Here is a 16,784-nt window from a genome sequence, read left to right on the forward strand (position 1 = left end):
GCAGCCGCCTGTGAGGATTTTGTGAATTTTTAGCTGCTCCAGGCGCAGCGTCAGTCGAGGAAACAACAACAGCCGCCCCTTAGGGCGGCTGTTGCCTTTCTGTTCGGCGATCTTTACAGGCCCTTGCCGTGCAATACCGTTCCATCCTTAGCGGTCATACCATTTGTGATCAATTCGTCGCAGGTACCCTCAAAGATGGAAAAATCACCGTCAGCGCCGTTGCCGCAGATATAGGGGATGCCGGCTGCACAGGCGCAGTTGAAGGAGTTAACCCTATCTGTTCTAGGCCAGCGCCGTGGTTTCACTGCCCGGCCTGATACTGTGCCCAATGTGCTCTATCCCTGCTGCCAACCTTGAAGCGGCTGTGGAAAAGGGTCGCATGCCTTGGTATGGCAAGGACCTTTTTGAGGAGGCGCACTGTTTTTTCTTGCTATCTCGTATCTTTTTGTGCTAAAATGACTTTAAAAGGATAGTTTTTCTTTCGGCGACGCAATCTCTTCTTTTCTGAAAAAAATGGGCTGGTCTGCTAACAACAGGCCGGCTTTTTTGTGCTTAACTTACAAAATAATCTGCCGAAAGAAAATCTATACGTTACTGTTTTTACAAAAAGGAGGAGACAAGATGCACGGGAAGAAACACGGAAGGCGGTATCTGGCCGCCGCATTGGCGTCCCTGCTGGTCGCGGCATCCCTGCCCACGGCGGCCTTTGCGGACGCGGGGACCGGCATTGCCCTTGGCAGCTACGCGGTGCAGGCGGGTGAGCAATCCCTGTACGGCGGTACGGTCACCTACGATGCAGATACCCGCACCCTCACCCTAAATGGCGTCGCCGTGACGGGGAACGTCACCGGGGTATCCATTGCAAGCCAGGTGACCCAGGAGGTGACCGTGGCCCTTGAGGGGGTCAATACCTTCGGCAGCCAGAGCCAGCCCGTTGACGTGGGCATGATCAGCGAGGTGGCCCCTCTGCGCATCGTGTCTGCCGAGGGGAGCAGTCTAGAGGCATATACCAACTTCAGCACCATCGTCGCCTTTAAAGGAGTCTCCATTGAGGGGGGCGAACTGAACCTACACTCTGGCAGCACGCACAACGCAATATACAGTGATGAAGCATACATCTCCCTGCAAAATGTCTCCCTTGACGCCCACTCCGGCTATGCGGCACTATTTGCCCAGGGAGCGCTCTCTCTGTCTGGCTCTACTGTCAAAGTCGAAACCGATGATTGGGGGATCCACGCTGGAGGCGATCTCACCATTTCTGATACAGACCTGGAAGTCCAGTCCACCTACGCCGCCATCCACGCTGGAGGGGACATCACAGTCGGAGACGGCGCGCAGGTCAGGCCCACCTCCAACGACGCTGCGATCCTGGCGGGGGGCGGGCTCCTCATCCGCGGAGCGGACACGGTGGTCAACGCCAAAGCCGGCACAGTGGGGCTTTGGGGTACCAGTGACCTGACCATCCAGGGGGCGACAGTGACGGTCCACTCCGCCGATGACGTGGCCCTTTACTGCCAATACGGCCCTCTTGCCCTCGAAGGCGGGACCCTCACCGCCACCGCGGATGCCAAGACGGCCCTTTATGCCGAGACCGGCATTGAAATTGCCGACAGCAAGCTCACCGTTGATGCGCCCAAAGGGAATAGCGTCCACACCCCGGGGGATTTGGCCATTTCCGGCGCCCAGACCGACGCCCTGCTGCGCTCAGCGTTCCCCCTCAACGCCGACGGCGACCTGACGATTTCCGGTGGCCAAAGGGTGGAATCCCGCACCACCGACGGCACCGCCATCGCCGCCCAGAATATCCTCATCAGCGGCGGCAATGTCACCGCCCACACGACCTCCGGCGAAAACGGCACCACCGCCATGACCGCCCTCTACGCCATGGGAGACATCACCATCCAGGGCAAAACCACCACCGTGAACGCCTCTGCTGCTCACGAGAGCGGCATCTTCGCCCGAGAGGGAACCATCTCCCTGCTTGCCGCCGGCATCACCGCCACTGGCGGCGACGGGGAGCCGGGCATTGTCGCCCGGCAAAACGGCGCCTCTGCAAGCGACACACAGCAGCCCAACCTCATTGTGGGCCCGGACTTCCTGGCGGGCAACAACATCGTGGCCACCACCGTCTGGAAGCTGGCCTCCGACAACACCACCTGGTACGCCGACACCCTCTTTGTGCCCCAGGGCACCGCGTTGCCCATCCAGGATTACAGTGCGGCTGTCAGCCAGGTGACGGTCACTTACGCCCCCGCCGACTACGCAGCGGTGGATACCGCTCTGGACCAGGTGCCCGCCGACTTGACCCCCTACACCCAGATCACAGCCCAAGCTCTGGAGGCCGCTTGTGCGGCGGTGGCGCGGGGCAAGGATGTCAGCGAGCAGTCCCAGGTGGACGCCATGGCCCAGGCCATTGAACAGGCCCTGGCGGCCCTAGTCTACCGCGGGGCAGACTACACGGCGGTGGACGCCGCCCTGTCCGGGGTCCCGGACGACTTGAGCCCCTTTACCCCGGCCACCGTCCAGGCCCTGCGGGATGCCTGCGACGCCGTGGTTCGGGGAAAGAACATCACCGAGCAGGGGCAGGTAAACAATATGGCGGCGGCCATAGAGGAGTCTGTTGCGGCGCTGGCCTATCGGGATGCCGATTACTCTGCCGTGGACGCCGCCCTCGCCCGCGTTCCCGCCGACTTGAGCGGCTATACCCAAGAGAGCGTCGCCGCTCTCCAAGCGGCGATTGCGGGAGTGCAGCCGGGTTTAAAAATTGGCGACCAGAAGCGGGTGGACGCCATGGCCAAAGCAATTGACGAGGCGGTCGGCGGGCTCAAAAGCGCTTCTGTTGCGGGCGCGGAAACACCCGCAGGACCCGGTGGCTCGAATCCCCCTCAAGAGCCCGGTGCAGATACCCCCCAAACCGGTGCTTTCGCCCCCGCTCCCCTTTGGACGCTGGCGGTATGGACGGCTGGGAGCATCTGTGCAATCACCCTCCTGCGCCGGAAAAAGGGCTGCTGAGATTTTGCCGGACAGCCGGTTTAGAGTGGAAAAGGGCGCCCTTTTAAGGGCGCCCTTTTCCATCTTCATCGATCCAGTTGTCTTGGCGGCCGTCTGATGTCAAGCGGTAAATACCGGGCGGACGACGCCGGGGTCCAGGGCCTTTTCGGCCTCGATCTTTGCCGCCGTCTCCTCCCGCACCAGTTCCCGCAGGGCTGTGAGAGCGGGGAAGGGGGCGCACTCCTTGTCGGCGTAGTGCAGATTGAGCTGGTACTCCAGGGGAATCCAGGTGGAGATGTCAGAGAAGTTGTGCTGAATGAGGGCCTCGATTTTGTCCAATCCTTTGTAGAGGCGGCTCTCGGGGGTGCGCTGCTCCTCCATCTCCCGGTAGAGTTCCCGCCAGCGCGCCCGCAGGGCGGGGGGCAGGGCCGCCACCATGGCGTCCACCGCGCTGTCCTCCACCGCCCGCTGGCCATCGGTTTTGAGAAAGGTGGGGATGTCGCCGGTAAAAGCCTCCCCCATATCGTGGAGGATGCACATCTGCAGCACCCGCTCCATCTCCACCCCCGGGCAGCTGTCCCAGAGCAGCATGCAGAGGAGCCCCAGCTGAAAACTGTGTTCGGCCACACTCTCCTGCCGGCCGCTGGTGGTGAAGCAGTGCCGGGTGGCACACTTGAGCTTCTCCCCCAGGGAGAGGTAGTCTAGAATCTGGCGGGGGGAAATCGCTTCGCCGCTCATCTCTCCCCCTCCTTTCCCGGCCCGAAATGGGCCTCGACCAGCGCCTTGGCCATTTTGTCGGCATACTGCGCCACCCGGGAGAGCCCCAACAGGGCCGCCAGCAGATCGGTGCTGTCGGCGAGGGCGCTCTCCGGCAAAAACTGGTCAAAGCAGTCCTTCACCGCCTCGTCCAGCAGGGGCTTTTGCTCCAAAAACTCGCGGTAGACCCGGGTGAGGGCGTTGTCGTAGCCGGGAGAGACATAGCACTCCTCCATCACCTGGGCGATCTCCCCCAAGGAGAGGATCCCCTTTAAATGGTAGATGAGCAGCATCTGCACAATGTGGTTTTTGGTGTAGCGCTTCCCGTCCAGGGGGCGGATGATGTTTTCCTTGCGGTAGTTGTTGATCATGGTCTTGGTCAGCAGGGGCTCCTCCCCCTGACGGGAGAAGAGGGTCAGCACCTGGTCCATGTAGAGGTCCAGGTCGGGGAGCTCTTCCAGGGTCAGTTCCCCGGTGTTTGTCAGATTGCGGTACAGCTCTTCGACAGCGGGCACCAATATCACCTCACAGACTGGTTTTGTCACAATTAGTTTACAACAGCAGAGGGTAAAAAGCAATATCTCGACTTGTATCGGCATGGAATACGTGGTATATTAAATACATATAAAGTAGTATTTAAAACGATGTAATGAAGAGGAGAAGTACAATGCCGTCTTTTTTCAGCAAAGCGCGGGACCCGGTGGACAGCTATACCCATTTTATCGGCATTGCCCTGGCCGGCCTGGGGTCTGTTCTCATCGCCGTGGGGGCGATGGTCAACCGCACCCCTCTGCGCTACGCCCTGCCGGCGCTGGTGTTCTGCCTCTCCATGCTGGCCCTCTACACCGCCTCCACCGTCTACCACTACTCCAACGGCGACCCGGCGCGGGTGCGACGGCTGCGCAAGCTCGACCACTCCATGATCTACGTTCTCATCGCCGGCACCTACACCCCCATCTTTTTTCGCTTTCAGCCCTTTGTGCAGGCATCCCTCTTTATCGGCACCCTCTGGATGGTGGCCCTGGCGGGCATTGCCGTCAAGCTGGTTTGGATCACCGCCCCCAACTGGGTGTCCGCCCTGGTCTATTTGGTCATGGGTTGGTCCATCCTCTTTGACCTCTCTATCTTCTCCCGGATGAGCGGGGGGATGATCGCCCTGCTGGCCGTCGGCGGGGTCTGCTACACGGCGGGGGCGGTGATGTACGCCCTCAAGCGGCCCAATCCCAGCCCCCGCTTCGGCCACCACGAGCTCTTTCACATTGCCGTGCTGTTGGGCACCTTCTTCCACTTCATGGCGGTGCTGTTCTACGTGGTCTTTTAGCGGCGATCGCATCAGCGCGCCCCCGGATTTTTCCGGGGGCGCGCCTTTTGCGGCGGCATAACTGCCCGGCCTGCCGCCATAGAGATGGGGGGAGGGAAAAATCTGAAGTTTTTCTGATTCTTGCAAAATTGTCACCCGCAGCGGGACAAAAGGGTGTATACTAAGACTTGCACTGCGCCGGCGGCCAGCCGGCAAAAATACCGACCAAAGAGAGGGATTACCTGCCATGTGGGATATTTTAAAAGCGATTGTCTTGGGGATTATCGAGGGACTGACCGAGTGGCTGCCGGTCTCCAGCACCGGCCACATGATATTGGCGGACGAGTTCATCCACATGGACATCACGCCAGAATTCAAGGAGATGTTCCTGGTGGTCATCCAGCTGGGGGCCATCCTCTCCATCGTGGTGCTGTTCTGGAATAAGCTCTGGCCCTTCTCCTTCAAAAAAGGCCAGCCCCACGTCAAAAAGGACACCTTCCAGCTCTGGTTCAAGGTGCTGGTGGCCAGTATCCCCGCCCTGATCGTGGGCCTGCCCTTCAACGACCAGATCGACGCCCTCTTTTACAACTACATCACCGTCTCCGTCACCCTCATCCTCTACGGCGTCCTCTTCATCTGGATGGAGAACCGCAACCGCCGCTATCAGCCCCGGGTGAGAAATCTGGGGCAGCTCACCTACAAGCACGCCTTCATCATGGGCTGCTTCCAGGTGTTGGCGCTGATCCCCGGCACCTCCCGCTCCGGCGCAACCATCCTGGGGGCGGTGCTGGTAGTGGGCTGCGCCCGCCCGGTGGCCGCCGAGTTCTCCTTCTTCATGGCCATCCCCGCCATGGCGGGGGCCAGCCTCCTCAAGCTGGTGAAGTTCGGCTTCTCCTTCACCGGGATGGAGGTGGCCATCCTGGCGGTGGGTTCCCTGGTGGCCTTTGTGGTCTCCATGCTCTCGGTGGGCTTTTTGATGAGCTACGTCAAGAAGCACGACTTCAAGGTTTTTGGGTGGTACCGCATCGCCTTGGGCGCGGTGGTGCTGGCCTATTTTCTCCTGTTTGCCAAATAGTGCTGAAAAAAGGGCGGGAAACCGCTCTTTTTTTGTCGCCCAAAGGGCGGGGGCCGGCCTTGCGAAACCGGCGGCAATCCGCTACACTGGACTTGTGAGAACAGATGAAAAGGGGAGTTTGCTGTGGACTTTCAAATCGAACATCACGCCGCCCTGTTTGCCTACTTGGCCCGCGAGGCCCTGCAGCGCTGCGGCGCCGCGGGGGAGGAGGCGGTGCGGGAAGGGGTGCGCCGGTACGGCCGCCAGCGCGGCCGGCGGATGGCCCGCCGTGCCCAGCGGGACGGGGAGCCCCTGAACATGACCAGCTACCTGCTCTACGGCGAATGGGCCGATAAAGAGGGCAAAAACCGGCAGGAGCTGCTGGGCCTTTCCCCCTACGCCACCGCCTGCCTCACCTGCGGCTGGTGCGCCTGCTGGCAGGAGCTGGGGCTGCTGGAATACGGCAAGCTCTACTGCCTCGACGTGGACAAAAGCCTGGTGGAGGGGTTCAACCCCGACTTGGTGTTGGACATCCACAGCACCCTCTCCGCCGGGGCGGAGCGCTGCCACTTTGTCTGGAACGGCGCCTCCTTCGACAGGGAGAGCGCCGCGGCCTTTGCGGCCAAGAAGGCGGCCATGGGGGAGAAAAACCAGCGGGATTTTCTCTACCACACCGCCCACCTGCTGCGCGCCATGGGGGACGCCTTTGCCCAGCTGCTGCCGGGTGAGAGGGAGGCCATCTGCCAGGGGGCCCTGGCCGCCTTTGCCGGGCGGTATGGACAGCCGGCGGCCGAGGCGGTAAAAGAGGCCGCCCGGGCCGACTTCGAGGCCATCTAGCGGGGAGAGAGGACCATCTGTGGGAAGTGCGGCCCGCCCCAACCGGGGAGAGGCCGTCTGTCCGGGCGGAGAACCGCCCGGGGATAAAAAGGAGGAATTTCATGCACTGCGACATCCTGATCACCGGAGCCGAACTGCTGACCCCCGACTACAAGGTGGAGCACGACCGCGCCATCGCCATTGTGGGCCAGCGAATCGCCGAGATTGGCCCCACCGCCGAGATGGCGGCCAAATACCAGGCCGCGCAGCTGGTGTCCGGCGAGGGGAAGCTGGCCATGCCCGGCCTGGTGGACGCCCACACCCACACCTGCCAACAGCTGCTGCGGGCCCGCGCCACCGACGAGTACCCCATGATCTGGACCCGATTCCTGGTTCCCTTTGAGTCAAACCTCACCCCGGACGACGTCTACTGGTCGGCCCAGCTGGCCTGCCTGGAGATGATCAAGTCGGGCACCACCTCCTTTGCCGACTCGGGCGGGGTGCACATGGACCGGGTGGTCCAGGCGGTGCTGGAGTCGGGGATGCGGGCGGCCATCGCCCGCTCCACCATGGACCAGGAGGGGGTCATCCCCGACAGCATGAAGGACACCACCCAGAGCGCCATGGAGAAGGCAGAGAAGCTCTTTGCCGACTACAACGGCGCCGGGGAAGACCGGGTGCGCATCTGGTTTGCCATGCGGCAGGTCATGTCCTGTTCCCCCGAACTCATCCGCCAGACCGCAGCCCGGGCCAAGGAATTGGGCACCGGGGTGCACGCCCATCTCTGCGAGCACAAGGACGAGGTCAGCTTCTGCCTGAAAAACTACCAGAAGCGCCCCGCCGCCTTTCTGGACGAAATGGGGATGGTGGGGGAGAACTTCCTCACCGCCCACAACGTGGTCCTCTCCGAGGGGGACATCACCCTGCTGGTGGAGAAGGGGGTCAAAATCGTCCACTGCCCCCGGGCCAACCTCTCCAACCACGGCTTCCCCAAGACCCCCCGCATCCTCGAGTGCGGCGGCTCAGTGGGGATGGGCAGCGACGGCGCCTGCTCCTCCAGCCTGAGCCTCTTTGACGAGATGAAGGTGATGCGCAACGGCATCATCGCCTACTGGGGCCTGCCCATCTTTGACCCGGTGGTCATCCGGGTGGAGGAATTGGTGAAGATGGCCACCCAGGGCGGCGCCAATGCCCTGCTGCAGGGGGACGACCTGGGCAGCCTGGAGGCGGGCAAGAAGGCCGACTTGATCCTCATCGACATCGAGCAGCCCCACATCCTCCCCACCCACAACCTGGTCAGCACCCTGGTGGAGGCGGTCACCGCCGGCGACGTGAGCGACTCCATCATCGACGGCAAACTGGTGATGAAGGACCGCCAGATCCTCACCCTGGACGAGGAGAAAATCCTCGCCGAGGCAAAGAAGCGGATGGTGGACATCTCCGCCCGGGCGGGGATCTAAACTGCACGTTAGAAAAGGTTCCAGGCATGCGCCTGGGACCTTTTCTAGTTTGCGTATTTCAAAAAAGATATTTTGAGCAGATGATTGCTGATGTGTTTGGGCATTTAGACAGTAAATATATGGTATATCTATACAGTGTTACAATATTTTTTAGAGAACAAAAAATAGATTGAACTTCCACAGTTTTAAGGATACTATTGAATTAATGAAAGCGCTTTCACATGAGGCTTTGAAATGTAAATGCAAAAAATACGTGTTTCGGGCTTGTGTTGCCGTAGAGACGTTGGTGTTGATAATTTTTGGGGGATGCCTTTGCAGCGTCGATTGTAAGTGCGTCAATCTCCAGCAAAACCAGTAGCACAAGCCCCTATACGTCAACTGCAAATTCACAGGCTTATGTCAAAGGGGACAACCGGACCAATGACCAACAAAGTCTGTGCAAACAGGATGCCTTTTATCTGGACTACTGCGGCAATAGCGGCTCTTGTCATTACACCAGTTTGCCGGGGTATGGCGCCTATGGAACGGTGCAGGCAGTCACGGGCTACACCTCTTCTAAGGGGTCCTCTTCTTGTTGCGCAACTCGAATCACCTTCCTCGAGGGATGGGTCGACTATGCCTATGGAGAAGTGACTACCAGCTACTAAAAATTTGATGCTTATTCAGGCACACTGAGGGGGTTTTTAGTGAATCCTCCATTCACAGGGTGGGGTTCTCCCCACCCTGTGTTTTCTATCTCCGTAAAGTCTGAGGGAGGTCGATCGCATTGGAGTTAATCAAGAGGGAGTGGAGGTTGTTTTGGCGGTCCATCTACCTTCCCCTGGCTGTGGGTGCTCTTCTTCTCTGGGAACACGCTGTTTGCTTAAAGGTATTCACTTACGATTGGCAGGGGCATTTTGATATTCAGCCCACACGGATGTTGCGGGCAACAGAGCCAATGGCATCGCTTGTCTTTGTGGTGTTGCTATTTGTGTCATTTCTGTTTTTTAAGGGGTTAGTTGAGACACAGATTGAACAGCTCTGCCATTTTCGAGCGGGAGCCTATGGGCGGATGTTGGGGGGAAAAGCATTCGTTTTAACAGTGTGTTTGCTCGTTGTAAGCGCGACAGCATTGTTTTATGATTTGTTGTGGAATAGGCTCGGTCAGATCGACTATTCCGATTGGATTTGGCATATTCTCAGGGTCAACCTGCTCGACTTTTTTCTGCCAGGTGTTCTGGCCATTTTGTTGGGGGCGTTCTTGTCGCTAGGCAGTTCTCGTGTAGGCGGCTATTCGGGGCTGTTGGCCTCTATCTTTCTGTTTACTCCACTGCTCTCTAAAATTGTGGCGCCATTTTCTTACAGTGTCAACTTGTATCGGGTGACAGACCTGTTTGCTATCTTCCCCCCCAATTTGAACTGGGCGCCGGACCCGCTCTACGGCTTTGCAGAGGAGAGGGTTCGCTGGATTACAATACTCTTTTGGATCTTGCTGACTGGTGTAGGCATTTATGTCCGCGCAAAGAAGAGGAGGGGGAGAACACAAATTTTTGTCTCTCTGGTATCTTTGGCCATCTGTGTACCGCTGTTGGTGCAGATGGTATTTCCCGGGGGAATTGTCCGCAAGCCGGGGTCGGCGTACAGTTCACCCCTCTGCTGGGGAGTGGACGACGACCTCTACTATTACAGTAAAGGGACGGTCTTACAGAGAGAGAAGGAACCAGATTTTTCTGTGACTGGCTATGATATGGATATAAAAATCGGCAAAGAGCTAAAAGCCGTCGTCAGAGTAAAAATAGAAGGAGTGGAGCGCTCTGCCTACTTTACCCTTTACCACGGCTACCGGGTCAGCGAGGTGACGGATCAAGACGGCAACTCCTTGCCCTATATGCAGCAAGCAGACTCGATTTCAGTGCAGCCCTCCAAAAATACAAGGGAGCTCATTTTTCATTATCAGGGCCACAGCACCTACTTTTTTTCCAACGAGCAGGCGGTGTTTTTGCCCGCATATTTTTCGTATTACCCCGTTCCGGGTTACCAAAACCTCTTCTACTCTGGCGAGTTGGTAGCGCAGGCGCGAGAGACAGAGTACCCTTTTCGGGTGACCGTTCATTCCCCGAAGTCGGCTTACTTAAATCTTCCGCAAACGGAGGAGGGGGTGTACAGCGGGCGCAGCACAGGGGTATCCATTTTATCGGGCTTTGCCGTCAAAGAGCAGAGCGGGCCGCTCGTTCATCTGTATTCCCCGCTGGCCGATCGAATCGAGCGGGTGAGCACAGAGGGAATTGCAAAACAGGTTGGGAGATTGGTGGAAGAGTACCATCCAGAGGGGGATTTTACAACCCCCTATCCCCTCTTCCAAGCGGCCAATACAATGGGCTTTACCGCTGCCACATACAGAGATCACGCCATCTACGAAAAAGGGACGACGGAAGAGATGATCGCCCTGCAGGTCTTGCTGGGCCGGGCCACAGGAATAGACAGCGACATACGGAAGATGATTTTGCAGTACCTGACAGAGGACGCAAAGTTTAAAAATACCTATTCGCAGGAACCGATCGGAAAGGAGTCTGCCTACGACACATTGTGCCGAAGCTGGTGCAGTCTTCTTGCGCAGGACGACAAGTGTTTGGAAAAGACGCTGCAACATCTGTTCTCGGGAGGCAGTGCAGAAGACTTGATGGCCCATCTGAAAGGCGAGTTGTGAGGAAGGGGATTTTGCTGTGAAGACAAAAAAGAAAAAAGCACTGTTGTGGGTCGGGCTTTCTGTTGTGATTTTGGCGCTTACCCTGTTTTTGGGAAGGGACATCATCTACTTCTACATCAACCGCTTTGACTATGTCTATCTCAACTATTCTCACAGCGTGCAGCTGGTGGACGATGAGGTGTCGTTTGACATAGATTTGAGCCACAAAGGAACGGACCCAGCGGAACAGCCATGGGCGCTTTATGCGACAGAACAGGCCCAGGTTTCCTGCCAGGATGGAGGTGCGCTGCCCTTTGTCAACACGAATGAAAATCAAGTGTCCATGGTGGAGGGCCTGGAAGAGCTGGACAAGAACTATTACCTGCACTTTACGAGCGAGGCGAAGGGAAGCCCCTTCTCGGTCAATATTCTGCTGCCAATTGACTTTGCCGCGCTTGCCGGTCCCATGCGGCAGGGTGAGGACGGTCAGGGAGGGCTGCCGCTGCCCAGCTATCCGATCGAGGGGATCACCGTACAGGTGGGGGAAGAGAAATTTACTCCCATTTTGTACACCGTACCGGCCAATCAGAAGAGCGGGATGCTGTCGGGATGTGTGGTTGGCCTGTTCCCAGAGCCGGGAACCTATGAACGGCTTATCGAGGAGGGGGAGACGAAGGCAACAGTGACAGTCGGCCCTTTTTATCAAACCACTTATACAATCCCAGGAATTGAAAAGCTTTTTTCCAACCGCGAGATGCCAGCCAAGAGTTTGCAGACAAAGGTAGAAAAACCAGCCACCCTATTTTCGGGGGCAAAGGTATCAGTGGATCAGGGTGAAGCGTATTATGGGGAACCTGTTTATGAAGTCAATGTCCGATTTGACATCCAAAAGAGCAGCGCAACAAATGTCTCTATATCTAGCATTGAGCCAATTTATGATCGGCCGCTAGCACAGGATATTGTCCCGCGAATTATTGTAAAGGAGCATGGGGCGAGGGAAGATGCTTATGAGACGGATGAAATTCCGTTTACAGAGACAGAAATGCCATATCTATTTCAAAAAGAAAATCTAGATGTCTATATGCGCTTTCTCTTTAAGGCAGAGGGAGCGGAGGACACCAAGCAGCTTTTACCCCGCTTTGACGCGGTGCGAATCACCCTGGAGAATGGAAAGAGCTACGACGTTGTGCTGGACGATCCGTCCAAATAGGAGGCCGCCATGCTGACAGTAGAAAATGTGAGCTTTTCCTTTGGAAAGTTAAAGGCTTTGGATCAGATCAATCTGCAGTTGGGGCAGGGCACATACGCCCTGCTTGGCCCCAACGGAGCGGGGAAGACAACCCTGATTCGCTGCATTACGGGGATGTATGAGTTTGCGGGGAAGATTCTCTTTGCGGACGGGCAGAGAAAGGTGGGGTATCTCCCGCAGAGTTTGGGTTTTTTTAAAGCCCTTACAGTAGAGGAGATGTTGCAGTATTTTTGCTGTCTGAAGAAAATCTCCAGGGACCAGATGGGCCAAGAGATTGATCGCTGTCTGCGGGTCACCAATCTGGAGGATAAGCGCCGGGAAAAGACGGGAGCCCTCAGCGGAGGGATGAGGCGGAGATTGGGGGTGGCCCAGGCCATCTTAGGTCGCCCTTCCGTACTCATCTTTGACGAACCCACAGCCGGACTGGATCCTGAGGAGCGAATGCGTTTTAAAAACCTGGTGTATGAACTCAATCGAGAGCGCGAGATGACCATCCTGATTTCCACCCACATTGTCGACGATGTGGTGGGCAGCTGTGACCGCATTGTCATTTTGAGAGAGGGAACGATCCTGGCCAATGAAGAGGAATGGAACATCCGCAATCAGGCGGAGGGAAAGGTGTTTGAAACGGTCAATACCCACCAGGAGATACCAGGTGTATACGTGGAGAAAAATATGGAGAAAAACAACGTAGAGTATATCCGAGTGCTCAGTGCGGAGGCGCACGATGGCTTTGCACCGGTAACGCCTACCCTGGAGGATGGGTATATGTGTATGATCAAAGGCTTTTAGGGGGAATGAAAATGCCCAGCCGCCTCTTTTTAAAAACAAAGTTGGAGATACGCTCAATGGGCAAGGTCTTCTTCTTTCCAATTTTTATTTTATGGATTGTTTTTCCCGCTGCTGCCTGGTTTTCCCTGCAGACCAACTTTGATGTGGGAATGGCCTATAAACAGGTGGCAAGCATGGTAGAGGGAATTGTCCCGCTGCTGTCGGTGGTCTGGCCAGTCAGTGCGCTGCAGATGTATTTTTCAGACGACACCAGGGAGATACTGAAGGTGCTGCACGGGCCGAAGGTGACGGCACTGCACACGGTTGTCAAATATGCCGTCCTCCACAGTCTGGCAGTGGCTGTCATGTACCTGATATTGACACTTTTATTCAGTCAACCGGAAGTGCTCTTTTACGAGTGCATTCGCACGCTGGGCCAGTGCCTGTTTATGGCGGGCCTTTCCTACGCCGCAGCTTGTATTTTTCACTCCCACCTGGTCGGCTTGTTGGGGGCGATCGTCTACGTTCTGGTTCTCTTTTACATGTACAATGGGCAGGGAAATCTGTTTTCCATCTTTCTCTTTGACCGGCTCTTATGGGAGGAGCCACAGTTGATTGGCCGGGTCGTGCAAATCTGGATATTGGGGGGAGGACTCCTCGCCGTTGGCTACGTGGAGAACCGGTTTTATCTAAAGGAGGTGTAGAGAGCGTCTTGCCCTTGCAGGCACTTGAGAGAAAAAAGACATGGGTCTATTTGTAGACCCATGTCTTTTTTCTACTTCGCCAGCTTGTCAAAGAGGGCCAGCAGCTCCTCCACCTTTTCCTCGGCGTCGGGACCGCCCACCGCGCCTTTGACGCAGCTGCGCATGTGGGCGTGGACGATCTCCCGGTTGACCTTTTTGAGGATGGACTCGGTGGCCAGAATCTGGTTGGAGACGTCCAGGCAGTACCGGTCTTCCTCCACCATCCTGAGAATCCCGTCCAGCTGGCCGCGGGCGGTTTTCAGCAGCCGGGTGACGGACGTTTTGTCGGCCTTCATCGCCCTAGCGGATTTCGACGACTTCGTAGCCGGCGTCCTCCACGGCGGCCTTCAGGGCGCTGTCGGGCACCTCTTTGGCCAGTTCAATGAAGGCGGTCTTTTTGTCCAGGTCGACGGTGGCGGTGACCCCGTCGATGGCGTTCAGGGCCTTTTCCACCCGGGCGGAGCAGTGTCCGCAGCTCATTCCCTCTACCAACATCTCTTTTTTCACGGTGTTTCCTCCTGTCTGTCTCATGTTTGTGGTCGTTTCAGGGGTTTTATCGTCAGCCGCCGGCTGGACCGGCAGGGCTTTCGCGGTGGGGGTGGCGGGCTGCACGTCGCCGTGGTATTTGGGCTTAAAGAACCGCAGCCGCAGGGCGTTGGTCACCACGCAGACCGAGGAGAGGCTCATGGCGAAGGCGCCGAACATGGGGTTGAGCTTCCACCCCAGCAGGGGGATGAAGAGCCCCGCCGCCAGGGGGATGCCGATGGAGTTGTAGATCAGCGCCCAGAAGAGGTTCTCCTTGATGTTTTTCAGGGTGGCTTTGGAGAGCTGAATGGCCCCCACCACGTCCAGCAGGTCGCTGCGCATCAGCACGATGTCGGCCGATTCGATGGCCACATCGGTGCCGGCGCCGATGGCGACCCCCACGTCGGCCCGGGCCAGGGCGGGGGCGTCGTTGATGCCGTCGCCCACCATGGCCACCTTCCGCCCCTGCTCCTGCAGGGTGCGCACCTGGGCCTCCTTGTCCTGGGGCAACACCTCGGCGATCACCTGGGATACCCCCACCTGCCGCCCCATGGCGGCGGCGGTCTTGCGGTTGTCCCCGGTGAGCATCACCACCTCCACCCCCATCTGCCGCAGTTCGGAGACGGCGGCGGCGCTGGTGGGTTTGATGACGTCGGCCACGGCGATGGCCCCCAGCAGTTTGCCCGCTTTGGCAAAGTAGAGGGGGGTCTTGCCGTCTTCGGCCAGGGCCTCGCCGGCCTCGGCCAGGGCGCTGTCGTCCACGCCGGCCTCGGCCATCATCGCCCGGTTGCCCGCCAGGCAGCCCTCGCCCCCCAGGGTGGCCCGCAGCCCCCGGCCGGAGACCGCTTCAAACCGCTCGGCGGGGATGAGCTCCAGCTCCTCCTCGGCGGCCCGCTGCACGATGGCGTCAGCCAGCGGGTGCTCCGAGGGCTTTTCCATCGAGGCGGCCAACTGCAGCAACTCCCTCTCGGAGACGCCGGCGGCGGGGAGGATGTCGGTCACCTGGGGTTTGCCCTCGGTGACGGTGCCGGTCTTGTCCAGCACCACCGTGTCGATGGAGTGGGCGGTCTCCAGCGCCTCGGCCGACTTGATGAGGATGCCGTTTTCCGCCCCTTTGCCGGTGCCCACCATGATGGCGGTGGGGGTGGCCAACCCCAGGGCGCAGGGGCAGGAGATGACCAGCACGGCGATGCCGATGGACATGGCGTATTCAAAGGTGTGGCCGGTGAGCAGCCAGACGGCAGTGGCCAGCAGGGCGATGCCGATGACCACCGGCACAAAGACCCCGCTGACCTTGTCGGCCAGCTTGGAGATAGGGGCCTTGGAGGCGCTGGCCTCCTCCACCAGGTGGATGATCTGGGCCAGGGCGGTGTCGTCGCCCACCTTGGTGGCGCGGAAGGTAAAGGCGCCGGTCTTGTTGACCGAGGCGCCGGTCACCTTGTCGCCAGGGCCCTTTTCCACCGGGATCGACTCGCCGGTGAGGGCGCTCTCGTCCACGGCGGTGGCGCCGGACTCCACCACCCCGTCCACCGGGATGGAAGCGCCGGGCTTGACGGCGATCAGGTCGCCGATGAGCACCTCCTCCACCGGGATCTCCATCTCCACCCCGTCGCGGATGACCAGGGCGGTCTTGGGGGCCAGGTCCATCAGTTTGGTGATGGCCTGGCTGGTCTTCCCCTTGGAGCGGGCCTCGAGGAACTTGCCCAGGGTGATGAGGGCCAGGATCATCCCCGAGGTCTCAAAGTAGAGGTCCATGGAGTACTGGTGCACCAGGTGGGTGTCGCCGTGGCCCAGCCCCCAGCCGATCTTGTAGATGGCGAAGATGCCGTAGACGATGGCTGCTGTCGAGCCGATGGCGATCAGGGAGTCCATGTTGGGGGAGCGGCGAAAGAGGGTCTTGAAGCCGTTTGTGAAGTAGTGCTGGTTGACCCAGACGATGGGCAGGGAGAGCAGCAGCTGGGTAAAGGCAAAGGTGATGGCGTTTTCATTGCCCAGAAAGATGCCCGGCAGGGGCCAGCCCATCATGTGGCCCATGGAGAGGTAGAAGAGGGGGATCATAAAGGCAAAGGAGACGATGAGCCGGCGCTTCATGGCGCGCATCTCCTCCTGCGCCCGGTCCACCGCCGACTTGCCGGCGGCCTTGGCAGAGCGGCCGCTGCCCGCGGCGGGGAAGGCGCCGTAACCGGCGTCGGCCACCGCCTTGGAGATGGTGTCAGGGCCGATCTGTTTTTCGTCGTACTCCACCACCATGCTGTTGGCCAGCAGGTTGACCGCCACCGCGGAGACCCCCTCCACCTTGGCGACGCTTTTCTCCACATGGGCCGAGCAGGCCGAGCAGGTCATGCCGGTGACGTCGAATTTCTGTTTCATGGCAGCCTTCCTTTCTATCATACCCCACCCCCGGGGGGGTGTCTGTTTTCAAATCCAGCATACACCTTCGCCGGACCAATGTCA

Annotated in this window: 13 protein-coding genes; 9 read left to right on the forward strand and 4 right to left on the reverse strand. The window is 58.7% G+C overall.

The genetic code is table 11. The features are described 5' to 3' along the window. Positions 1-621: 621 nt before the first annotated feature. Complete coding sequence (locus HJY11_RS04185; RefSeq protein WP_208074730.1) at positions 622-3,012, forward strand: carbohydrate-binding domain-containing protein; 2,391 nt, start codon at positions 622-624, stop codon at positions 3,010-3,012. A gap of 99 nt (positions 3,013-3,111) precedes the next feature. Here the strand turns inward: HJY11_RS04185 and HJY11_RS04190 are convergent, their stop codons facing one another. Further along, positions 3,112-3,729 (reverse strand): HD domain-containing protein, encoded by a 618-nt coding sequence (locus HJY11_RS04190; RefSeq protein ID WP_243764155.1) that lies wholly within the window; start codon positions 3,727-3,729, stop codon positions 3,112-3,114. Further along, positions 3,726-4,262 carry a DUF1836 domain-containing protein gene (locus HJY11_RS04195; RefSeq protein ID WP_208074731.1) on the reverse strand — a complete coding sequence of 179 codons (537 nt, stop codon included), beginning with the start codon at positions 4,260-4,262 and terminating at the stop codon, positions 3,726-3,728. The genes HJY11_RS04190 and HJY11_RS04195 overlap by 4 nt, the downstream gene beginning before the upstream one ends. A gap of 152 nt (positions 4,263-4,414) precedes the next feature. On the opposite strand from HJY11_RS04195, the gene trhA reads away from it, so the two are divergent. The 8 genes from trhA (at position 4,415) to HJY11_RS04235 (ending at position 13,766) form a co-directional block, all read left to right on the forward strand. Then, a complete protein-coding gene (gene trhA, locus HJY11_RS04200; RefSeq protein ID WP_208074732.1) occupies positions 4,415-5,068 on the forward strand; it encodes a PAQR family membrane homeostasis protein TrhA in 654 nt (217 codons plus the stop codon). A gap of 226 nt (positions 5,069-5,294) precedes the next feature. After that, complete coding sequence (locus HJY11_RS04205) at positions 5,295-6,122, forward strand: undecaprenyl-diphosphate phosphatase (RefSeq protein ID WP_208074733.1); 828 nt, start codon at positions 5,295-5,297, stop codon at positions 6,120-6,122. 123 nt (positions 6,123-6,245) lie between these two features. After that, positions 6,246-6,938 (forward strand): L-2-amino-thiazoline-4-carboxylic acid hydrolase, encoded by a 693-nt coding sequence (locus tag HJY11_RS04210; protein WP_208074734.1) that lies wholly within the window; start codon positions 6,246-6,248, stop codon positions 6,936-6,938. Positions 6,939-7,039: 101 nt separating this feature from the next. Continuing rightward, the gene (locus HJY11_RS04215; protein ID WP_208074735.1) at positions 7,040-8,377 is read left to right on the forward strand and encodes an amidohydrolase family protein; all 1,338 of its coding nucleotides are present in this window, start codon (positions 7,040-7,042) and stop codon (positions 8,375-8,377) included. Positions 8,378-9,143: 766 nt separating this feature from the next. Further along, a complete protein-coding gene (locus tag HJY11_RS04220) occupies positions 9,144-11,063 on the forward strand; it encodes a hypothetical protein (RefSeq protein ID WP_208074736.1) in 1,920 nt (639 codons plus the stop codon). A 16-nt stretch (positions 11,064-11,079) separates the two neighbouring features. Next, positions 11,080-12,252: a hypothetical protein gene (locus HJY11_RS04225; protein WP_208074737.1), complete on the forward strand. Its 1,173-nt coding sequence runs from the start codon at positions 11,080-11,082 to the stop codon at positions 12,250-12,252. A 9-nt stretch (positions 12,253-12,261) separates the two neighbouring features. Beyond that, a complete protein-coding gene (locus HJY11_RS04230) occupies positions 12,262-13,083 on the forward strand; it encodes an ATP-binding cassette domain-containing protein (RefSeq protein WP_208074738.1) in 822 nt (273 codons plus the stop codon). An 11-nt stretch (positions 13,084-13,094) separates the two neighbouring features. Then, a complete protein-coding gene (locus tag HJY11_RS04235; RefSeq protein ID WP_208074739.1) occupies positions 13,095-13,766 on the forward strand; it encodes a hypothetical protein in 672 nt (223 codons plus the stop codon). A 71-nt stretch (positions 13,767-13,837) separates the two neighbouring features. Here HJY11_RS04235 and HJY11_RS04240 read toward each other — a convergent pair whose 3' ends face one another. Continuing rightward, on the reverse strand, positions 13,838-14,101 hold the full coding sequence (locus HJY11_RS04240) for a metal-sensing transcriptional repressor (protein WP_208074740.1): 264 nt from the start codon (positions 14,099-14,101) through the stop codon (positions 13,838-13,840). 4 nt (positions 14,102-14,105) lie between these two features. Next, positions 14,106-16,700, reverse strand: coding sequence for a heavy metal translocating P-type ATPase (locus HJY11_RS04245; protein WP_208074741.1), 2,595 nt, complete (start codon positions 16,698-16,700; stop codon positions 14,106-14,108). Positions 16,701-16,784 lie beyond the last annotated feature (84 nt).

Source organism: Bittarella massiliensis (ex Durand et al. 2017), assembly GCF_017566145.1.
Classification (GTDB): Bacteria; Bacillota; Clostridia; order Oscillospirales; family Ruminococcaceae; genus Bittarella; species Bittarella massiliensis_A.